The following is a 20173-nucleotide window of genomic DNA, read 5'->3' as shown; positions in this document are numbered from 1 at the left end:
CCCAGCGATGCCGGCGCGGCCCCGTGGCTGGAGGAGTTGGCGCAGCTGCGGGCCCGCCAATGAGCGGCTAAACGGGAAACGGCGGCGGCGCCGGGCTGTCCTTCTCCGCGATCTCGGTCATGGTCGCCTCGGTCAGCAGCAGCACGCTGGCCACCGAGACGGCGTTCTCCAGGGCCACGCGTACCACCTTGGTCGGGTCGATGATGCCGGCCTCGTACATGTCCACGTAGCGGTTGGCCGCCGCATCGAAGCCTATGCAGCCCTGTTCGGCAAGCATCCGTGCGACCACCACGCCGGCATCCACCGCCGAGTTTTCGGCGATGATCCGCGCCGGCGCCTCCAAGGCGCGGCGCAGTATCTGCAGGCCAGTCCTCTCATCGCCCTCGCGTTCGGCTTCGGCGGCGACCAGCGCCGGTACACAGCGCAGCAACGCCAGCCCGCCACCCGGGACTATGCCCTCGGCCACCGCCGCCTTGGTCGCCGCGATGGCATCGTCGAGGGCGTCCTTGCGCGTCTTCATCTCCGCTTCGGTGGGGGCGCCGACGCGGATCACCGCGACACCGCCGGCGAGCTTGGCCAGGCGCTCCTGCAGCTTCTCGCGGTCGTAGTCGCTGGCGGCCTTGCCGATCAGCTGACGAATTTGCGCCACTCGCGCCTCGATTGCCTGGCGGCTACCCGCGCCGCCGATCAGGGTCGTGCTCTCCTTGTCCACCACCACCCGATGGGCGCGGCCGAGCTGGCCGATCTCGACCTGTTCCAGCCTTATGCCCAGCTCGCTGGAGATCACCACAGCATCGGTCAGCACGGCAATATCCTGCAGCATCTCCTTGCGCCGCTCACCGAAGCCAGGTGCCTTGACCGCCACCGCATGCAATATCCCCCGGATCTGGTTGACGATCAGGGTGGCCAGCGCCTCGCCTTCGATATCGTCGGCGATGAATACCAGTGGTTGGCCACTCTTGGCGACTTGTTCCAGCAAGGGAATCAGGTCCTTGAGCAGGATGAGTTTCTGGTCGCTCAGCAGCAGGTAGGCATCCTCCAACTCCACCTGCATCTTCTCGGTATCGGTGACGAAATAGGGCGAGACGTAACCGCGGTCGAAGCGCATGCCTTCGACCACGTCCACCACGGTCTCGGTGGTCTTGGACTCCTCGACGCTGATCACGCCCTCGTTGCCGACCTTCTCCAGCGCGTCGGCCACCAGTTCGCCGATGCCCTCGTCGTTATGCGCGGAAATGGTCGCCACCTGAGCCCTCTCCTTGCGCGTGCGCACCGGCCTGGATTGCCCCTGCAGTGCCTCGATGGCCAGGCGCAAGCCGAGATCCAGGCCGCGCTTGAGGTCGATGGCGCTGGCCCCGGCCACCACGTTGCGCACACCATCGGCGAAGATCGCGTGGGCCAGTACGGTGGAGGTGCTGGTGCCGTCGCCCACCGCGTCGCCGGTACGCACGGCTGCCTGGCGCAGCATCTGCGCGCCGAGGTTCTCCTCGGGGTCCTCCAGGTCGAGTTGTTTGGCGATGGTCACGCCGTCGTTGCACACCATGGGGTTGCCCCACTTGGTCTGGATCAGCACCGATTTGGACTTGGGCCCGAGGGTGACGCGGATCGCTTCCGCCAGTTGCGTGGCGCCGCGCAACACTTTCTCGCGCGCGCTGCCGCCGAACAGGATTTTGCTGTGCGCCATGGCCCGATCCTCTCGATTATCCTGCCTCTGCGCAACAGCTTCGATCCGGGCCCAGCTCGCCGCCTTGATCCATATCAAGCCGCAGGCTCAGCGCGGCGCCTGGTAGCCGCCCGGTACACCGCCCTTGCTCAGTACGATCTGCCACAGCTGATTCTTGCGGGCGCGGAAGGAGCCGGCGCAGGTCAGCAGGTAGTAGCGCCACATGCGATAGAAACGGTGATCATAGTGCGCCGCCAGCTCGCCCCAGCGGCGCTCAAAGTTGGCATGCCAGGCCATCAGGGTGCGATCGTAGTCGGCGCCGAAGTTATGCCAGTCCTCCATGACCCAGTCGGGCTCGATGGCTTGGCCAATCTGCGCGACGCTCGGCAAATTGCCATTGGGGAAGATGTGGCGATCGATCCAGGCATCGCTGCGTATGCCGCTGCGATTGACGCCGATGCTGTGCAACAGGAACAGGCCATCGTCGGCCAGGCAGCGCTGCACCACTTGCATGTAGCCGCGATGGTTTTTCCAGCCGACGTGCTCGAACATGCCCAGCGAGACGATGTGGTCGAAGCGCTCGCGCATGTCGCGGTAGTCCTGCAGGCGTATCTCCACCGGCAGGCCCTGGCAGCGCTGCCGGGCCAATTCCTCCTGCTCCCGGGAGATGGTGATGCCGACCACCCGGACGCCGTAGCGGCGCGCGGCGAACTCGGCGAAGCTGCCCCAGCCGCAGCCGATGTCCAGCACCCGCTGCCCCTCGCGCAGGCCGAGCTTGCGGCACACCAGATCGAGCTTGTGCTCCTGGGCTTGCTCCAGGTCGGCGGCCTCGCGCCAGTAGCCGCAGGTGTAGGTCATGCGCGAATCGAGCATGCACTCGTAGAGCCTGTTGCCGAGGTCGTAGTGACGCTCGCCGACCATGCCGGCGCGGGCCTTCGACTGCAGGTTGGAGACCAGCGCGCGCGCCACCAGACCGGCATCGTGCCAGGTGAAGCCGACCTTGCGGGGCAGCTCGGCGCGCAGCGCCCGGCAGGCGAACTGGTCGAGGCGTTGGCAGTTCCACCAACCGTCCATGTAGGCCTCGCCCAGGCCCAGCGTTCCCTGGGTCAGAATGCGCGAATAGAGCTGTTCGTCATGTACCTGCATGTCCCACGGCTGGCTGCCGTTGAGGCCGATGCCGGCCTGTTGCAACAGCCACTCGACCCTGTCTCGGGCTCGCCGCTGCGCATCGGCATGCATCTGTGGCTGATGAAACTTTTCTTGCATCGTCGCCCCTCCGGTCCTCTCCACGCAGCGCTGTTGCCTTGGACATGCGCCCCCCACCCGCCTGCATGCCGCTGTGAGTCGCGGCCGTTCTTCGTACTTTGCTCGGCGGTCAATTGGGGTTATTGATGCAGCTCACTTTTTATCGAATCGTGTGCTCTCGCCACCCAGGCCTTGCGCGCCCCCTCCAGCAACGCCATGGCCAGGGCGAAAGGCAGCATGAACAGCCAGGCGGCCGCTGGCAGTGGTGCGCTGCCGAACAGCCAGTTGCCCAGTGGCGTATAGACAATGAGCAGGGTCAGTACGATCTCGAAGGCCAGGCCCGCCCAGATCAGCCTGTTGGGACGCCCCGTGCCGAACGGCGAACCCCGCTCGCTGCGACAGAGGAACAGGTTCATCACCTGCATCAGCACGATCGCGCCGAGGCAGGCCGTGGTGGCGGTGCGGTAGAGCTCGGTGTCGCTGGCCAACGCAGCGCCGTACTGCCAACCGCCGCTGTCGAGCACGAAGAAGAACGCGGCCAGCGCGGCGACGGCCTCCATCGGCCCGAGGAACAGATAGGCGCGCGCCAGCAGGCGCCTGTCCAGCAGGTGTTCGTGGGCCGAAGGGGGTGGACGTTGCATGAGTTCCGCCCAGGGGCGCTCGGCGCCCAGGCCCAGCGCCGGCAGCATGTCGGTACCCAGATCGACCGCCAGAATCTGCACCACGGTCAGTGGCAGCGGGATGCGCAGCAGGACGAATGCCAGATAAGGGACGATCTCGGGAATATTCGAGGTGAGGATGTAGGTCATGAAGCGGCGGATGTTCTGGAACACCGCCCGCCCCTCTTCCACCGCCGCCACTATGCTGGCGAAGTTGTCGTCGAGCAGCACCATATCCGCGGCTTCGCGCGCCGCATCGCTGCCGGAAAGGCCCATGGCGATGCCGATATCGCCCTGGCGCAGGGCCGGCGCATCGTTCACCCCGTCGCCCGTGACCGCGACCACCTCCCCCTTGGCCTGCAGCTCCTTGACGATCAGCAGCTTCTGCTCCGGGTCCACCCGGGCGAAGATCAGTTCACGCGCCTCCAGCGCCAGGCTCAGCTGGCTGTGGGACATGGCCGCCAGGGCCGCGCCGCTGATGACCCTGGGCTGCCCCCTGGTCAGGCCGATTTCCCGTGCCACCGCTACCGCCGTGCGGGGATGGTCGCCGGTCACCATCAGGATGCGGATGCCCGCCTGCTGGCAGCGCTGGACGGCGACCGGCACCTCCGGCCTGGGTGGGTCTTCGAGCCCCACCAGGGCGATCAGTACCAGCCCCCGCTCCAGTTCGGTGCGCTGGTAGCCCTCGTCCACCGACCGGTGGGCGAAGGCCAGTACCCGCAGCCCACGATCCGCGAGGCGCCGCTCCGCCTCGCGCCAGCGCTCGCGTTCGGCATCGTCGAGCGGGCGTTCGGCGTCTGCGTCCTGCACCCGGGACGAGAGTGGCAGAAGGGCCTCCAGCGCGCCCTTGCTGAAGAGCAGCAGGCCCTGCTCGGAGCGGTGCAGGGTCGACAGCATGCGCCGCTCGGCGCTGAAGGGCAGCTCGTCGACGAGGGGCAGATTCACCTGCCCGCCCGCGTTCTGCGCCATGCGCAGCAGCGCTTCCTCCAGCGGATCGCCGACCAGCACCTGCCGGCCGTCGACCTCCCCCCGCTGCAGCGTCTGGCACAGCGAGGCCACCGCGCGCAGGCTGTGCGGCAGGGTCGCAGGCTGCCCGCTCAGGTCGATCTCGCGGCCCGCGCACACGGCCACGCGCGCCTCCATCCGGTTCAGCGTCAGCGTGCCGGTCTTGTCCGTACAGATCACCGTGGCCGAGCCCAGCGTCTCGACGCTCGGCAGGTGACGGATCAGCGCTTGCTTGGCCGCCATGCGCTGGGCGCCCATCGCCAAGGACAGGGTCACGGTGGGCAACAGGCCCTCGGGCACGTTCGCCACTATGATCCCGATGGCGAACAGGAAGCTGTTCCAGAAGCCGAGCCCGATCCACTGGCCGAGGCCGAAGAACACCAGCCCGAGCAGCACCGCCAGCATGGCGATCAGCCGGCTCAGGCGGTTGATCTGGCGTTGCAGCGGGCTTTCGACGTCGCCACCGGCCTGAATCAGGTGGGCGATGCGGCCGAACTCGGTGCGCATGCCCGTGGCGTAGACCAGCGTCCGCGCCTCGCCACTGAGCAGCGTGGTGCCGGCCAGCAGGATATTGCGGCAGTGCAGCAGATCGGGCGCATCGCTGGGCTCGGCATCCCGGGCCACCGGGTAGGACTCGCCGGTCAGCGCGGCCATGTTGATGCGCACATCGAAGGCTTCCAGAACCCGGCAATCGGCCGGCACGTTGTCCCCGGCCGACAGCAGCACCACATCGCCGGGCACCAGCAGCGCGCGATTCAGCTTGCGCAGGCGCCCGTCGCGCAACACACGCACGCTGTCCGGCATCAGGCGCTCCAGGGCGAGGATCGAACGCCCCGCCCGGTATTCCTGCCAGTAGGAGAACAGCGCATTGATCAGGATGACGCAGATGATGGCCACGCCCAGCGTCGCCATGCCCTTGCCCGGATCGCGCCATTCGGCGAAGAAGGCCAGCCCCGCGGCCAGCCACAGGACAATCGCCAGGAAGTGGATGAAGCCCGCGACGAACCGCCGCCACCAGGGCGCGGCCCGCAGATGCAGGATTCTGTTGGCCTGGAATGTCGCAAGCCGCCGCTCGGCTTCCGCCTCCGCGAGCCCCTCCGGGCCACTCTGCAGACTGGCCAAGGCCTCCTGCGGCCCGAGCGTCTGAATCTTCATCCGCGCGTCCTCGCCTCAGCTTTCATTGGCCGTGCCGGTACGCCTCGAATCCTTGGCCGCCGCGCTCTCGAGATGCGACTTAGCGAATGCCGCAGAGTGCTCGCGCCCTTCCATGCCGCGCTATCGTTTCAGCCTAGGCGGCCATCCCCGCTGTCGGTTTGATGGGTATCAAGAAAACCGCGCAGCCTTGGCGGTTCACGCACGACGGGGCGGTGCGGCCGATTGCGCCTATATTCCAGGCTAGTGAAGACGCACCGCCTCGTCTGCAGCCAAGGAGATGCCCATGTCGCCGACTGTCAACGGACCAGAGCGCATCAGTTTCGAAACCGCGGCGCAGCATGCGACGCGGGACATACCGGTATTCCCCCCCGAGCAACGGGTTGATGACGTCCGTGCAGCCCTGATGCAACAGCGCTACGCATGCGCCAGCCATATCGTGATCTGCACGGGCCGACGCTTCCTCGGCCTGCTCAGGATCGAGGACCTGCTGGGCGCACCGGCCGATCGGCGCCTCGATGCCCTGATGGACCGCGAGGCTCCCCGTGTGGCACCGGGAGTGGACCAGGAGATCGCCGCCTGGCGCGCCGTTTGCCATCAGGAGTCGGCGCTCGCCGTGGTCGACGCCGACGATGAGCTGATCGGGGTGATTCCGCCCCATCGCCTGCTGGCGGTGCTGCTGAGCGAGCACGAGGAGGATCTCACCCGCCTCGGCGGATTCATCAAGGGCACCGAGGCCGCACGCGCCTCGAGCGAGGAGCCGGTGATCCGCCGTTTTCGTCATCGCATCCCCTGGTTGCTGGTCGGGCTGGTGGGCGCGCTGCTGGCGGCCGACTTCGTCGGCCGTTTCGAGGCCCAGTTGCAGGACAAGGTCATGCTGGCGTTCTTCCTGCCGGGGATCATCTACCTGGCCGATGCCGTCGGCACCCAGACCGAGACCGTGGTGGTGCGCGGCCTCTCGGTGGGCATCGGCATGCGCAGGATGCTCGGCCGCGAACTGCTGGTGGGCCTGGCCATCGGCCTTGCCCTGGCGTTGGTCGCGGGGCCGCTGGTATGGCTGCTGTGGCATGAGGCGGACATCGCCCTGTGCGTCGGTCTCGCGGTATTTGCAGCCTGCGGGAGCGCAACCCTGGCCGCCATGGCTCTGCCCTGGCTACTCAGCGCCGGGGCCATGGACCCGGCGTTCGGCAGCGGCCCGCTGGCGACCGTGGTCCAGGATTTACTGTCGATCCTGATCTACCTGGGTATTGCGAGCCTGCTGATTTGAGGTCGAACCCCGGCGGTTGAGAGCCAGCTCAGCGCCTGGCGCCGCGCTGGAGCGCTGCGCTCAGATGCTGTTCGAACCATCCAGCGGCCAGACGCGCGACCTCCTGCAGCGTGCCCGGCTCCTCGAACAGGTGCGTGGCGTCGGGAATCACGTCCAGTCGCTGTTCGCAGGCCAATGCCCGGCTGACCTGACGATTGCCGCCGAGCGTAGGTAGGTCACGAGCACCGACGATCTGCAGGATGGGCGCTCGCAGCCGCTCGAGTTGATTACCTGCCAGATCGGTGCGTCCGCCGCGACTGACGATCGCCTGCACCCGGTCCGGTCGCTCGACGGCGGCCAGGATCGCCGCGGCGGCGCCGGTGCTGGCACCGAACAAACCCACCGGCAGATGGCTCAGCTCAGGGTCGGCGGCAATCCAGTCAAGGACGCCGACAAGGCGGTGCGTTAACAGTGGAATGTCGAAGCGTAGTTGACAGGTGACCCTGTCGATGCGCTCCTCGGACTCGGTAAGTAGGTCGAACAACAGGGTCGCCAGCCCCTGCTCGCTCAGATAGCGCGCCACCTGCTGATTGCGCGGGCTCAAGCGGCTGCTGCCACTGCCATGCACGAACACCACCAAGCCCTTCGCTTCGGTAGGTAGCCACAGGTCGCCCACCAATCGCACATCCGGCAGTTCAATGCTCAGTCGAGCTTGGTGCATCACTGGCCTCCCCGCGCTTAGCTGACACTCGGCAACTTGCGCTGCCAGGCGTGTTGCAGCAGGCGCATCACCGCTTGATCGCTGACCTGTGAAAAATCCACATACCAGCGCCCGATAGCCGTGAAGAACTCGGGGGCGAAGGGACAGATGACCTCATCCACCTCCTCCCGCAGCTCGGCGATGGTGTCGCTTGGGGCTACCGGCACGGCGATGACGATGCGCGCCGCCCCCCGATTGCGCACCGCTTGCACCGCCGCGCGCATGGTGGCGCCGGTCGCCAGCCCGTCGTCCACCAGAATCACCTGCTGGGAGCACAGCTCCGGCATGGGGTGATCGCCGCGATAGACCCGCTCCCGGCGCTGCAGCTCCAGCAGCTCCCGCTGCGCCACCGCGTCCAGGGTGGCTTCGTCGATATCGTGCATGGCCAGCACATCTCGGTTGAGCACGCGCACGCCGCCACTGGCGATGGCACCCATCGCCAACTCATCGTGATACGGCAGCCCCAGCTTGCGTACCGTCAGCAGGTCCAGGCGCAACTCCAGCGCGCAGGCGATCTCGTAGGCGACCGGAACGCCACCGCGCGGCAGGGCCAGGACAATGGTGTCGGCGCGACCGCGGTACGCGTCCAGCATGGGCACCAGTGCCTGACCGGCCGCCCGCCGATCGGGAATCGGAATCTGCAGTGCGTGGCTATGGTTCATCCTGCGACCCTCGTGCAGTGCGTGAGCCGTTCAGCCAGATTCGGGGCGTATGGCCAGGACGCTCCCGGGGAGCCGGTAGAGCACCGACTCCGTCGTACTGCCAATCCACTTGTTCAGCACTCTCCGGTGAACGCGTCCCATCACCACGACATCAACCTGTTGCTCTTGAGCAAATTCGATGATGCCGGCAACCGGCTGACCGGTAATGAAGTGACGCCGCTCCTGGGGAACGTCATGTCGATCGGCCAGGGCCACGAACGATTGATGCAGCGATGCGCGCAACTGCTCGGTGATTTCTGCCCAATCGGCCACCGCTTCGCCATCGGCGACATAAGCCGGCATGTTTTCGTGGATGTAGAGCAACTGAAACCCGGCACCACATTGCGTGGCCAGGCTGGTACCGGCTGCAATGATCTGGTCGTTGAGGCCCGAGTATTGTGCATCCGGATCAGCCAGATCGACTGCCGCCGCCACCACGCGGGGTTTGGGATGGCGGGCATCGCTCACGAGGTGAAGTGGCACAGGGCAACTACGTAGCAGATGCCAGTCCAAAGGCGTGACGAAAGCCCGTTTGAGCATTGTCTCGCGCTGGATGTCCTTCACCAGCATGACCGGCTGCAACTCGCGAACCTGGCAAATGATTTCCTCGTGCACGTTCTCAGCCCAAGTTACCGAACAAGTAACCTGGAGACCCTTGCTCCTGAGGGGCTCGACTTCCTTGTCCCAACTCCGCCGCTGTTCGTTGAGCATGCTTTGACGCACCTGATTCCTGATCTCGCTCGCCAATAACGAGTAAGTCATGAAGGGCTCAACTAGAACGGCGATATGCAATGGCGTATCGCCAGCCATCGCGAGTGCGACCGCCCTTTGCAAAGCCGCGGACCTATGCTGCTCCGTATGACCCACCAGCAGGATTCTTCGAGTTTGGTTCATGCCCCACCTCCACCTGACAAGCGCTCGATCTGACGCCACCAAGACCAACTACAGATTGCGGTTCGAGGAGCAGGAACAGATTGATGCAGGTCAATTTTCGCTGCGGAGGTGGGACTAACTGTCCGGCAGAAAAGCATTGTTTACAGCGTCTTAGCTGTACCGTTTATCTCCTGCTAGGCGGATGCGTCATCATTCCGACGAAAGGCCGCGCCCGCTGAAATATCCTCTTATAAATTTACTATTCAGGCTTACGAAAGGTATTCGCGATGATTGATCGTTCATCCAGTGGGCCAGAACTATCGCGCCTAGCACACCTAAGTTGTCATGACTGCTCATTGGCCCGCTTGTGCCTTCCTCTCTGCCTTGACGAGACCGATATAGGTCGCCTCGAGGGCATCATCAAACGCTCCCGGCCGCTGCATAAGAACGAATACCTGATTCGCGCAGGCGATTCGGTGCAACATGTGTATGCCGTGCGCTCTGGAGCCCTCAAGAGCTACCTGCTCAACCCCGATGGCGCTGACCAGATCACCTGCTTTCACTTGCCGAGTGAACTCATAGGTCTCGATGCCTTGGGGGAGGAACGCTACCCCAGCTATTCTGTTGCTCTGGAAACCTCGATGGTGTGCGCAATACCCGTACACCAACTCGAGGAGCTGGCCGGTCAAATTCCAGGGCTGCGCAAACAGTTACTTCATACCCTGAGCCGGGAAATCCATGAAGAACACGAATATCGCAGTCATGCGCGTGAAAGTGCCGAACGACGTCTGGCGGCTTTTCTGCTCAATCTCTCGGCCCGTTATAGTCAACGCGGGCTCTCGCCCCTGCAATTCGTGCTGCCCATGAGTCGTGGCGACATCGGTAACTACCTGGGTATGACTACCGAAACGGTCAGTCGTCTGTTTACTCGCTTTCGTGAGTTGAAGCTAATTGCCGGCAGCGGCCACGAAGTGCATTTGCTGGATATTCAGAGGCTGTGCAGACAGGGTGATACCAGCGGTGCAAAACAGTTCTAAAACAATGGGGATGCAACCGGAACCAAGCCTCCGTTTGGCCGGTTCGCGATGATCGCCGGTGCGCTAGAAGGCCTACTCGCCAGACGTTGACTCGGGTCGATTCGCTCTCTTGACCGATGCACGGCGTCACCGACTCCTCAAACTTTCCATGTGGAAGTGCTCCATTCTCGTCTCGGATAAGCTCGGCAAGCCGGCCGGATGCCGACCATCTGCCGCTTGAGGCTCAGCTCCCGATAACCTTCAGTACCGCAGAGTCGGCACGGAACCGCTGCGCCGCGTCGTCGACTTACTGCAGCCGATGTAAGGCATTAGATGCTGCCCTCAAGTTGATCCCGATCAATCCGCTGCGCTGCCATGGGAGTAGAAATTTAGCGGACCGCCTCCCAACGGAGTACGCAACATGCCTTCGCTCCACGACACTCAGCAAACAGACGCGCGAGTCGACGAACACTGGATCGAACACCTGAACGATGGCAGCCACGTCTTGATCCGCCCGATCAGACCAGAGGATCGGGAGCGTGAAGCCAAGTTCATCCGCAATCTGTCACCCGAAACGCGCCATTTCCGTTTTCTTGGCGCGGTGAAGGAAGTCAGCCCTGCCCTCCTCGACTCTCTCCTGCAAGCCGACTACAGCCACAGAATGGCCTTTGTCGCCCTTGTTCACCAGGATGGGGAACTGATCGAGGTCGGGGTCAGCCGATATGCCTCGACCGGGGAAAACGGACAGTGCGAATGCGCGGTGACCGTTACCGATACCTGGCAGCATCGTGGGCTCGGCACCGCGTTGATGCGCCATCTCATCGATACTGCCCGACAGAACGGCTTCAAGCAGATGTACTCGGTAGATTCCGCAGCCAATAGCCACTTGCAGGCCCTGGCCCATGAGTTGGGCTTCCAACATGCCCGCGATCCTCAAGATGCCACACAGGTAATTCACCGCCTGGAGCTTTAGTCGGGGGCTGACGCGCGATCCTTTGATGAAGATCAAGAATCGTCCGGGCAGGCGCTACAAGATTTCTGGCAGGAAGAGATGAAATGGAGGTCGAGCAGCGAAACAGCACCCCAAGCAGGAGGACATGAAAATGGCACATCCCGTAAAGGAAGTCCCTGAAAAAGCAGCACCACAAACCACCAGAAGCCCTGCTCTGAGCGATCCCTGGCGGCCACTGGATACCCTGCGCACTGAGGTGGATCGCCTGTTCGAGGACTTCATCCGCCCCCCTCTGAATTTCCCCTTCGGCCGCAGCTCATTCGACATCGAGCCGTTCTGGAAACGCAGCATGTCCGGATATGGCATACCGGCGGTGGACATCGCGGAAAAGGACAAGTCGTTCGAAATCACCGTCGAACTACCGGGCATGGAAGAAAAGGACATTCAGATCAGGCTCGCGAATGGCAACCTGTCCATCAGCGGCGAGAAAAAGGACGAGAAGGAAGAAACGCGTAAGGACTACCATCTCTCGGAAAGGCACTATGGCTCGTTCGAGCGTATTTTCAGCCTTCCCAAAGGCGTCGACGTGGATCACATCGAAGCGAACTTCACCAAGGGGGTCCTGGCGATCTCCCTGCCCAAACGCCCCGAGGCAGTCAAACCGGAGAAAGTCATCCCGGTCAAGTCGCGCTGAACGCCGTTGCGCAGGCCCTGCATGCGTCAGGACCTGCGCCTCTCCCAGAGTCCCGGGCTTCGAGGAGGTGCGATCATGTTCAATGCAGCCCCTCTGCTGTTCGCTCTTCATGAAAGTCACTCCTTTGCCACCCGCGTAGCCCGGCACCTCGGATTGCCTCTCGGCACAGTGGGAGAGCATGAGTATGAGGACGGCGAGTACAAGTGCCACCCGCAGGAGGCTGTGGCCGGCAGGCGTGTCGTGGTCTTTGCAGGGCTCTACCCCGAACGCGGGCTAAGCGTGCACGACAAGCTGTGCCGCTTGCTGTTTCTCTGTTCCGCGATCAAGGATGCTGGGGCTCGACATCTTCAGGTGGTGTCCCCGTACCTTTGCTACTCACGTAAAGAGCAACGTATCCACGCACAGGATCCGGTCATCACGCGCTATCTCGCCACGCTGATGGAAGCGAGCCGCATCGACAGCCTGACGACCCTGGACGTGCACAGCAAGGCAGCATTCGATAATGCTTTCCGCATTCCAACCCAGCATCTTGAGAGCACGCAGCTCTTTGCTGAGCACTTCATCCACGAACACCGGGGCGAGGCACCGGTGGTCGTTTCTCCAGACCTTGGCGGAATCAAGCGCGCCGAGCGTTTCCGCCAGGTTTTAGAGCGGCGACTGGGACATTCGGTAGCCCGCGCCTGCGTGGAAAAATACCGCAGCGACGAGGCCCTCAGCGGGAGCCTGCTGGTGGGCAGTGTCGAAGGACGTAACGTCGTCCTCGTCGACGATCTGATCAGTACCGGGTCGACCCTGATGCGCGCCGCCGAAGCCTGCCACAACAGCGGTGCCAAGTGCGTATGGGCGATGGCGACTCACGCGCTGCTCACAAGCGGCAGCGAGTCTTTCCTGAAGAGCCAGCTGTTCGAGCGGATCGTGGTCAGCGACAGCATTCCGTCTCCCAGGATGGAGTCATTTGTACAGGCCGGTCGCGTCGAGGTGCTGGACACTTCCGCCGCAATCGCAGCAGCGCTGGAGAGCCAGTACGCGATCGGGGATGCCGGCCGATGAACGACGCCAACACGCACTGCCTATACGACGCCCAGGAACTCGATGAGGTTCTGGCATGCATGGCGCGCCAGCTGGCGGTGTTCTTCCACGGCCAGCCGTTCGCCATGGTCGGCATCCTGCGCCGGGGAGTGCCCCTGGCGACTATGCTGCAGCGGCATTACAGCAGCCAATCCGGCAAGCCGCAGCCGCCAATCTACAGCCTGAAGGTTCAGCGCTATGCAGACGACCTCAGCCTTCTGCACCCAGGCACGGCGCTCACCGAAAGCCCTGAACTGGCGGCGCTGGACCTCGCCGCTACGCCCCTGCTGGTGGTTGACGATGTCCTCTACGAAGGACACTCGCTGTTGCGCTCCTGCGCCTACCTAGCGCAATTGGGGGCACGCCGGGTACACACCGCGGTGCTGGTGGACCGTTGCGTCAGAACCCAACCGATCCAGGCAGACGTAGTGGGGATCAGGCTGCAAGTCGCGCCCGACGATATTGTCGAGTGCCATGTGCCACCCTACGAGGCGGACTTGCGCATCGAGATTGTCCGCCACGGCCAGCATCCTCTCCCACCCGAAGATTCCATGCCGCCTCGAACCAGTGGCAGGAACTAACGCCATGTCCATGTTCGATGAAATCCTCGAGCAGGTCCTGAAAGCCGAGATCGCGCTTTACCACGCCCGCTGCCGCCTGCAGGCCAGCACCGATGGCGAAGCCCTGCATGACCTGAGGATTCAGCTACGACGGTTGCGGAGCCTGCTGAGGCCTTTGCGCAAGATCGACTCGGTTGGGCGCCTGGACAGCGCAGCCGCTGCGGTGGGAAACCTGACCGTCCCCGTAAGAGACCTCGAAGTACTGATTAACGAATTGGAACAAAAGGGATATCGCGAGCTGGCAGCATCCAGGCGGGCTGCTCTGAGGGCATCGGTTGAGCGGGTGCTGCAAAGTCGGGCACTGGCGATACTCTTTGCCGAGCTGGATGAATGGCCAAGGTCGTTTCGCGCCGAGCGAATGGCAGGTAAGGCCAGGAACTTGGGCAAGCTGATCAGCAAACGCTTGGACAGACAGGTTCAACAATTGGCCCAAGCGCTTGGAAATCCGGAATACGATCGCCACAAACTGCGAATTCTGGCTAAGCACGCCCGCTACATGATTGATGCCTATCCGCGGCAAGCCGCGGTTTCGCAGCAGGCAGTCCGTTCGTTGAAGGCCGTGCTGTCAGCACTCGGAACCTGGCATGACCTGTCTCAGTGGTGTCTCAAGGCGGCTTCCGAGCGGGATCTCCAGCCCTTGTTAGCGGACTGGCAGAAGGCGTCGATCAGCGCCTTGCAGGATGCCGAAGCCGAGATACTCCGATTGCGCCTCAACCTGGGGCAGACCACGGTTCATGAGCACCGGGTGTCGAGAGATCCACTCCTGCCGGTGCCTATCTCAGCCTAAGCCTGAGGGTCGCATCAACGGCTACGCCGCAGCAGCTCATGCAGTTGCGTCAGACTTCGAGTATTCAACACGTCGGCGCGCTCCAGCCACCCCCGCCGAGCCTGGCCAATGCCAAAATCAAGCAGGGCGAAATCCGCCAAGCGATGAGCATCCGAGGAGATGCTCAGCAACACCCCCTCATCCTTGGCGAGTCGACAATGGTATTCGTCCAGATCCAGGCGCTGCGGTTGCGCGTTGAGTTCGAGGAAGCAACCGCGCTGCCGGGCATGCCTGATCACCGCATGCATATCCAGGGCGCATGCCTCGCGCTCCAGCAGCAGACGGCCGCTGGGGTGCGCCAGGATGGTGAAATAGGCTGAATCCATCGCCCGCAGGATACGTCGAGTTTGCTGCTTGGCAGACAGCTGGAAGTTGCTGTTCACGGCGCCTACCACTATGTCCAAGCGCGCCAGGATGCTGTCATGCAGGTCCAACTTGCCGTCGGGGAGGATGTCCACCTCACACCCCTTGAGCAGGGTCAACGAATCCAGCTCATCGTTTAATCGGTCGATCTCATCGAGCTGCCGAGCCAAGCGTCCGGCATCCAGACCATGACCGATGCTCAAGCGTTGCGAATGATCGGTGATTGCCAGGTATTCCCAACCCAAGCGCTGCGCAGCCAGAGCCATTTCACGCAGGCTGTTGCGACCGTAGCCGGCACGCGTATGGCAGTGCAGGTCGCCACACAGATCAGCCGTCTCGATCAACACCGGCAGCAGGTTGCCCTCGGCGGCGGCGATCTCCCCGTTGTCCTCGCGCAACTCGGGAGCGATCCAGGGCAGGCCGAGGGCCTGGTAGGTGCCCTCCTCGGTCTCGCCGGCAAGCTGCTCGGCGCCACGGAAAACGCCGTATTCGTTGAGTTTGCAGCCCAGCGTGCGAGCCCGACGCCGCAACGCGATGCTGTGCGCCTTGCTGCCGGTCAAGTAGAGCAATGCCGAGCCAAAACTTTCCCGGCCAACTATCCGGACATCCACCTGCATGCCACTGCCCAAGCGCAGGCTGCTGCGCGTCGCGCCGGATGCCATAACCTCGGCGACCAGGGGATAAGCCAGCAGCGCATTCATAAGCTGCTGGGTATTGCCCTGGGTGCACACGACGAAATCCAGATCGCCAACGGTATCTCGACGTCGGCGCAGGCTACCGGCCACCCGTACCTGCTCCACGCCTTCCAAACCATGGATGAAGTTCAACAGGGCCTCTGCCTGAGCTTTGGCATCGATTTGCAGGTGTCGGCGCTCGCGGGCGCTCCTGATCCTCAACGCTTTGTCTAGCTGGTCTAGCAGGCGCGGCCCGAAGCCGTGCAGATGCGCCAGACGACCGCTGCGCAAGGCTTCCTGCAAGGCCGCAAGCGAGTCGACCCCCAGCTCCCGGTGTAACTGGTGAACCCGTCTCGGCCCGATATGAGGCAACTGCAGCAATTCGATCTGGCCAGCGGGAACTTCGCCATGGAGGAGCTCGAGCAGCGGGCAGCGGCCGGTAAGACTGATCGTTCGTATTTTTTCTGTCAGATCCGCGCCAATCCCCGGCAGCTTCGGCAGCGGCTTGCCAGCCCGTACCTGTGCGGTGAGTTGAGCCTCTGCGCCACGCACGCTGCGGGCGGCATTACGGTAGGCACGAATGCGGAACGGATTGGCATCTTCGAGTTCAAGCAGATCGGCTATTTCTTCAAACACATGGGCAATGTGTTCATTGTCCGGCAGCGCCCCGGCGTCTGTGCGTGGATGAGCGGGCATGATCGCGCCCCTAGAAACCTTGGCTGCGCGCGCGTTCTGCGCGCATGCGACGGCCACCCGGCGGATAGGCAATGGTCAGAGTGGACCCAGCGGGCACGGTGCTATAGACGTCGCGACAGCAGTATTTGCCAAGGCACATGACTGATCCCTCATAACCAAAGTGGAGTGACGGTCTTTAAACGATGGCAATGACAGTCACCGGCCATTTTGATTTACGTCAGCCGACCTCAACGCCGTGGATCGTTGACAGTAATCAGCGGACGAATGGTATTCATGCAGGCATTGGCCCTATCCGATCGCCAGCGCGCCTGGGGCGCAGGCGCTGCCAGGCATCGCCACAGCTCCAAGCAAGATAGCGGCAAGAACTCGATCAAGCTGCCGGTGCCCGGCGAGCAGCAGCGCCCCCTGTGCCGGGTGACGTGCCTGACCGGCTCCAAGAACGCGCTCGAGGGCGTCGGTTTCTTCCTTGGGGGCCATGCCCAGTGTCCCAGCTGGGTGTTCCAGACCCTGTACCTAACGTAGCGAGCGCCTTCGTACGGGCCGCCGCACTGATTTTCCCAGGGCTATCGCAGCACCGGCCGGCGTGATCAGGCGCAGGCTTGGGCGGCGCCCGGGTATACCGGCGCGAAGCCGCCGCCGGGGGTACGGAAGTTGGTGGTCTGGCCCTGGTACAGGCGTGCCGCTACCCACTGCACCTGGCCCTTGTAGACGTAGGCGCGCAAGTCGTACTTGAGCGCCGGAGCTGCATCCGACAAAGCGCGCTGCCCCGGCAGAACCAGAGCCTGGGCCACATAGTCGCCGGCCAGAATCTCCTGCCAGACCCGCTGCGTCAGCTTGTCGCCACGGTAAGCAGCGCGACTGCCATAACCGGCGCTGGGCTTGAAGAACAGCTGCTTGCGCGCGCGCCACAGGCGCTCGGCGTTGCCCGCCTCCACCGCTTCGGTGGTCGGAATCGCCGCCTGCAGCAAGTCGCGGGTGGCCGGCGGCACGCCGAGCTGTTCCAGCTGACGGGCGTCGCCGAGCAGAGTCAGGTTGTGCTTGTCAGCATATAGGGCATGAGCGCGCGGATGCGGGGTAAGCAGCACGGCACCGTCCAAGTAGGCCTGGCGCAAGACGCCAAGGGCCGGCGCCTGCAGGGCGAAGTCGGTTAGCCGGTTGTAGACCAGGTCGATGGCCAACTCGCCGTGCCACAGGCGCCCGTCGCGCAGCTGCAGTTCGCCCGGATCGGCGATCACCGCCTGCAGCCCGTGGCGCAGGAACAGTTGCTGGAACAGCAGGAACTCCGAGTAGAGATACTGCTGCTCGGGCGCCTGATCGACGATGGCAATGCTGAGCAGCGGGCGCGACTGTCCGGTTCTGGCCCATTCCTCGTGGAACATGGCAATTATCGCCTGCTCCAGTGCCTCGGCCTGGCACGCCGGCGGCAACAGGCGCTCAAGGGCCGGGCAGCAAACCTTCTGTGCCCGCGCCAACAGCGCATTGAGCATGGCGCCACCGGCATTGCTGTTGATCTCGATCAGGCCGAAGCCCGCCTCGGTGACATGGAAGTCGTAGCCGAAGAACACGCCCAGGGCACCGGGATCGTGGCGGGCGATGACCGGCGCTCGCGCCAGTACCCGCTCGCGGTAGGTCGGCAGCGCCACCACCGATTCGACCGCGGCGATCACTTCGGCCATACGCTGCAGCTGGGCAGGAGCGACGAACACCGGCTGGGCAGCGAACAGATAAGGGCAGCGCTCGCGCACCAGGCGATACAGCTCGGGCCGACCCAGGCTGCTCTGCAAAGCGACGCGCAGCGCCTCGTCATCGAGGCTGATGCAGAAACAGCGGCTGTTCAGCGTCTCGACACTCAGCCCGGCCAGAGAAACCAGATGCGCCAGCGGCTCCTTGGAAAGGTTCTCGTCCATCGTTCGACTCCACCCATGCCGGCCCATGGCCAGGCCTATCGGGATCAACGGATCGCGCCGGACGCCAGGTAGGCGCTGATCTCCTCCGCCGTGCTGCGAGCAGTGCGCGCGACGCCGACCAGGGTTGCCGAGGCAGAGCCGGTCCATTCGCCATAGCCCACCAGCCAGAGCGCCGGTACCTTCTCCGCTCGGGTGCCAGCCACAGCCACGCGGCCATCAGCTTCCAGCACGTCGAGCGCAGCCAGATGACTCAGCGCCGGACGAAAGCCGGTGCACCAGATCACCGCATCCACTGGCGACTCCGAACCATCGGCCCAGACCACGCCGTGCTCGGTGAAGCGCACGAAGGGGCGCACCGCATGCAGCACGCCACGTTCGCGCGCGTCGCGCACTGGCGGCACCATCACCACATCGCCAAGGCCGCCCACCGGCTGTTCGATCACTCGCCCCTGCTGCTGCGCCCTCCAGCGCTCGGTGGCGCGCTCGAACAGTACCCGGCCGTCGACTTCGTCAGGCAGAAACAGCGGTTCGCTCGGCGTCACCCAAGTGGTCTCGGCGACCTTCGACAGCTCGGCGAGAATCTGCGCTCCGGAGTTTCCGCCACCTACCACCAAGACCCGTTTGCCTGAAAAGGGCTGCGCCTCTACATAGTGAGCGGAATGCAATTGCTGGCCTTTAAAGAGCTCAGCGCCCGGATAATCGGGAATATAAGGGTTACTCCAGGTACCTGTGGCACTAACGACAGCCCTTGCATCCCAGTGGCTCTGCCCGGCATGGACACGCAAACCATCCTTGGTACGCGAGACGGAAGTGACCCGCACCGGCCGCTTGACAGGTAACTGATAACGGGCTTCGTACTGAGAAAGATAGTCGATTACATCATCGCGAGAAGGATAGCCATCCCGCACGGGAGGCATCATCCAACCGGGAATAGAACTCCACGATGCGGGAGAGAACAAGCGCAGTGAATTCCAGCCATGACGCCAGCCGCCTCCTGGTTCCCGCTCGGCATCGAGAATCAAGTACGACAATTGAGCGCGGCGCAGAAAGTATGCCGTAGACAGGGCCGCCTGCCCGCCGCCAATAACGACAACGTCCCACACATCGCCATGCTCAGCGTCCATTTGAGTGCCCCTATTTGGCTGCAGGGACAGTCTATCGGTTACGGAACGCAAAGCACTGACATACCGCAAGCGCCGATTAGCTTGAGCACCCAGCAGTGGCGACCCACTCAACCCTAAAGTGGGCCCACAGTCTCTGAGAATGACTGCAGAAAGGCCCTGACTCTCGCCGTAGCGAGTCGCCGGGGCTGACCTTAGACATGGCAAATGCCAATGAAATGGCCTGTTAAAACAGGCCAGGAAGGAAGGTTCTGAGCTAACAAGGTTCAGCGAGGCGAAGCCTTCACGTCGCCGGTGCTGGTCAAGGAGTACCTGATCGCCAAGCTGGCCGCGAACATGAGGTTTTCGCAGCACTGTTTCCGGATGCCAAGCAGCTCCTGATCCAGTCCGTCGAGATGTTCCGCGGCACCATCGACAGCGCCTAGGTTTTACGCTGCGACATCATCCCGGATCGAGCGCAGCTGGGTGGCATCCAGGTTCATGCGGTGAATCACGTTGAACAGTTGCTGCTTGAGCAGTTCATCGCCGATTCGTTCGGCGGCACGCATGACGACTATAGCGGCGGCCTCGCTGTTGCTGGCCACCATGTTTAGTGTCTTGCAGATATTGCGTGTCATACGGCTCAACTCAGCGCACCTCAAGTATTCGAGCGTGCTCTCTAGAGCGGCAATATTTCTCTAGGTCGTAGCCGGACGGAGCAGGCCCTGCGCCCATCCGGCGTATCCGGAGTGCCCACCGACGGCCGGCGCCTTGACCGGGTGCCGGGCAAACCGAATACTGTACATATAAACAGTATTCGGACGATTTCAACGCCATGCCTTCCGCGGTCGCCCTTGAGCACCTCTTCGACAGTCGCCGCCTCTGGCGTGCCCAGGACGTTGCCCGCGCGCCCAGTCGCCAAGCGACCGGGCATGCCGCGCTGGACGCCCTGC

At 63.5% G+C, this 20173-nt stretch carries 17 protein-coding genes and 2 pseudogenes; 9 read left to right on the top strand and 10 right to left on the bottom strand.

The features are described 5' to 3' along the window. Window positions 1–67: 67 nt before the first annotated feature. The 3 genes from groL to N878_RS16690 all read right to left on the bottom strand — a co-directional run bounded on the left by groL (window position 68) and on the right by N878_RS16690 (window position 5727). Complete coding sequence (gene groL, locus N878_RS16700) at window positions 68–1684, bottom strand: chaperonin GroEL (protein ID WP_021444750.1); 1617 nt, start codon at window positions 1682–1684, stop codon at window positions 68–70. 87 nt (window positions 1685–1771) lie between these two features. After that, complete coding sequence (cfa, locus tag N878_RS16695; protein ID WP_021444749.1) at window positions 1772–2929, bottom strand: cyclopropane fatty acyl phospholipid synthase; 1158 nt, start codon at window positions 2927–2929, stop codon at window positions 1772–1774. 119 nt (window positions 2930–3048) lie between these two features. Then, window positions 3049–5727 (bottom strand): cation-transporting P-type ATPase, encoded by a 2679-nt coding sequence (locus tag N878_RS16690; protein ID WP_021444748.1) that lies wholly within the window; start codon window positions 5725–5727, stop codon window positions 3049–3051. Between the two features lie 283 nt (window positions 5728–6010). On the opposite strand from N878_RS16690, the gene N878_RS16685 reads away from it, so the two are divergent. Beyond that, window positions 6011–6991: a magnesium transporter gene (locus N878_RS16685; protein ID WP_036988081.1), complete on the top strand. Its 981-nt coding sequence runs from the start codon at window positions 6011–6013 to the stop codon at window positions 6989–6991. Between the two features lie 28 nt (window positions 6992–7019). Here the strand turns inward: N878_RS16685 and N878_RS16680 are convergent, their stop codons facing one another. The 3 genes from N878_RS16680 to N878_RS16670 are packed head-to-tail and all read right to left on the bottom strand — an operon-like array spanning window position 7020 to window position 9325. After that, window positions 7020–7691 carry a dienelactone hydrolase family protein gene (locus tag N878_RS16680; protein WP_021444746.1) on the bottom strand — a complete coding sequence of 224 codons (672 nt, stop codon included), beginning with the start codon at window positions 7689–7691 and terminating at the stop codon, window positions 7020–7022. A 17-nt stretch (window positions 7692–7708) separates the two neighbouring features. Continuing rightward, window positions 7709–8392 (bottom strand): phosphoribosyltransferase, encoded by a 684-nt coding sequence (locus N878_RS16675; protein ID WP_021444745.1) that lies wholly within the window; start codon window positions 8390–8392, stop codon window positions 7709–7711. Window positions 8393–8422: 30 nt separating this feature from the next. Next, window positions 8423–9325: a universal stress protein gene (locus N878_RS16670; RefSeq protein ID WP_021444744.1), complete on the bottom strand. Its 903-nt coding sequence runs from the start codon at window positions 9323–9325 to the stop codon at window positions 8423–8425. 266 nt (window positions 9326–9591) lie between these two features. On the opposite strand from N878_RS16670, the gene fnr reads away from it, so the two are divergent. From fnr to N878_RS16640, 6 genes are all read left to right on the top strand, one after another. Beyond that, window positions 9592–10341, top strand: a complete 750-nt coding sequence (fnr, locus tag N878_RS26905; RefSeq protein WP_082457864.1) for a fumarate/nitrate reduction transcriptional regulator Fnr — start codon at window positions 9592–9594, stop codon at window positions 10339–10341. Between the two features lie 400 nt (window positions 10342–10741). Continuing rightward, window positions 10742–11293, top strand: a complete 552-nt coding sequence (locus tag N878_RS16660) for a GNAT family N-acetyltransferase (protein ID WP_021444740.1) — start codon at window positions 10742–10744, stop codon at window positions 11291–11293. Window positions 11294–11423: 130 nt separating this feature from the next. After that, the gene (locus tag N878_RS16655) at window positions 11424–11966 is read left to right on the top strand and encodes an Hsp20/alpha crystallin family protein (RefSeq protein ID WP_031303317.1); all 543 of its coding nucleotides are present in this window, start codon (window positions 11424–11426) and stop codon (window positions 11964–11966) included. Between the two features lie 75 nt (window positions 11967–12041). Further along, complete coding sequence (locus N878_RS16650) at window positions 12042–13016, top strand: ribose-phosphate pyrophosphokinase (RefSeq protein WP_021444738.1); 975 nt, start codon at window positions 12042–12044, stop codon at window positions 13014–13016. Next, a complete protein-coding gene (locus N878_RS16645; RefSeq protein ID WP_021444737.1) occupies window positions 13013–13615 on the top strand; it encodes a phosphoribosyltransferase family protein in 603 nt (200 codons plus the stop codon). The genes N878_RS16650 and N878_RS16645 overlap by 4 nt, the downstream gene beginning before the upstream one ends. 4 nt (window positions 13616–13619) lie before the next feature. Continuing rightward, a complete protein-coding gene (locus N878_RS16640; RefSeq protein ID WP_021444736.1) occupies window positions 13620–14441 on the top strand; it encodes a CHAD domain-containing protein in 822 nt (273 codons plus the stop codon). A 14-nt stretch (window positions 14442–14455) separates the two neighbouring features. On the opposite strand, the gene polX is transcribed toward N878_RS16640, so the two are convergent. Further along, window positions 14456–16213, bottom strand: coding sequence for a DNA polymerase/3'-5' exonuclease PolX (gene polX, locus N878_RS16635; protein WP_051365822.1), 1758 nt, complete (start codon window positions 16211–16213; stop codon window positions 14456–14458). 310 nt (window positions 16214–16523) lie between these two features. Between polX and N878_RS16630 the strand changes: the two are divergent. Further along, window positions 16524–16710 (top strand): annotated as a pseudogene (locus N878_RS16630) (MFS transporter); the annotation flags it as partial. Window positions 16711–16800: 90 nt separating this feature from the next. Here N878_RS16630 and N878_RS16625 read toward each other — a convergent pair. Both N878_RS16625 and N878_RS16620 read right to left on the bottom strand, forming a co-directional pair. After that, window positions 16801–18120, bottom strand: a complete 1320-nt coding sequence (locus N878_RS16625; protein WP_021444733.1) for a hypothetical protein — start codon at window positions 18118–18120, stop codon at window positions 16801–16803. A gap of 44 nt (window positions 18121–18164) precedes the next feature. Continuing rightward, the gene (locus N878_RS16620; RefSeq protein ID WP_031303310.1) at window positions 18165–19244 is read right to left on the bottom strand and encodes an ArsO family NAD(P)H-dependent flavin-containing monooxygenase; all 1080 of its coding nucleotides are present in this window, start codon (window positions 19242–19244) and stop codon (window positions 18165–18167) included. Window positions 19245–19502: 258 nt separating this feature from the next. Between N878_RS16620 and N878_RS29820 the strand changes: the two are divergent. After that, a pseudogene (locus N878_RS29820) lies at window positions 19503–19663 on the top strand (JAB domain-containing protein); the annotation flags it as partial. A gap of 6 nt (window positions 19664–19669) precedes the next feature. Here N878_RS29820 and N878_RS16615 read toward each other — a convergent pair. After that, entirely contained in the window at window positions 19670–19867 is a 198-nt protein-coding gene (locus N878_RS16615) for a hypothetical protein (protein ID WP_031303308.1), read from the bottom strand. Between the last annotated feature and the right edge of the window lie 306 nt (window positions 19868–20173).

The organism is Pseudomonas sp. EGD-AK9 (assembly GCF_000465935.2).
Lineage (GTDB): Bacteria > Pseudomonadota > Gammaproteobacteria > Pseudomonadales > Pseudomonadaceae > Aquipseudomonas.
Note: the sequence above shows the minus strand (reverse complement) of the source record. Positions and strands in the feature narration are given on the sequence as shown.

Coding starts and splice junctions, on each gene's coding strand:
- N878_RS16675 (WP_021444745.1), bottom strand. CDS start 8,392: ATGAACCATAGCCACGCACTGCAGATTCCGATTCCCGATCGGCGGGCG.
- N878_RS16680 (WP_021444746.1), bottom strand. CDS start 7,691: ATGCACCAAGCTCGACTGAGCATTGAACTGCCGGATGTGCGATTGGTG.
- cfa (WP_021444749.1), bottom strand. CDS start 2,929: ATGCAAGAAAAGTTTCATCAGCCACAGATGCATGCCGATGCGCAGCGG.
- N878_RS16660 (WP_021444740.1), top strand. CDS start 10,742: ATGCCTTCGCTCCACGACACTCAGCAAACAGACGCGCGAGTCGACGAA.
- N878_RS16640 (WP_021444736.1), top strand. CDS start 13,620: ATGTCCATGTTCGATGAAATCCTCGAGCAGGTCCTGAAAGCCGAGATC.
- N878_RS16645 (WP_021444737.1), top strand. CDS start 13,013: ATGAACGACGCCAACACGCACTGCCTATACGACGCCCAGGAACTCGAT.
- N878_RS16625 (WP_021444733.1), bottom strand. CDS start 18,120: ATGGACGAGAACCTTTCCAAGGAGCCGCTGGCGCATCTGGTTTCTCTG.
- polX (WP_051365822.1), bottom strand. CDS start 16,213: ATGCCCGCTCATCCACGCACAGACGCCGGGGCGCTGCCGGACAATGAA.
- N878_RS16650 (WP_021444738.1), top strand. CDS start 12,042: ATGTTCAATGCAGCCCCTCTGCTGTTCGCTCTTCATGAAAGTCACTCC.
- N878_RS16685 (WP_036988081.1), top strand. CDS start 6,011: ATGTCGCCGACTGTCAACGGACCAGAGCGCATCAGTTTCGAAACCGCG.
- N878_RS16655 (WP_031303317.1), top strand. CDS start 11,424: ATGGCACATCCCGTAAAGGAAGTCCCTGAAAAAGCAGCACCACAAACC.
- fnr (WP_082457864.1), top strand. CDS start 9,592: ATGATTGATCGTTCATCCAGTGGGCCAGAACTATCGCGCCTAGCACAC.
- groL (WP_021444750.1), bottom strand. CDS start 1,684: ATGGCGCACAGCAAAATCCTGTTCGGCGGCAGCGCGCGCGAGAAAGTG.
- N878_RS16620 (WP_031303310.1), bottom strand. CDS start 19,244: ATGGACGCTGAGCATGGCGATGTGTGGGACGTTGTCGTTATTGGCGGC.
- N878_RS16670 (WP_021444744.1), bottom strand. CDS start 9,325: ATGAACCAAACTCGAAGAATCCTGCTGGTGGGTCATACGGAGCAGCAT.
- N878_RS16690 (WP_021444748.1), bottom strand. CDS start 5,727: ATGAAGATTCAGACGCTCGGGCCGCAGGAGGCCTTGGCCAGTCTGCAG.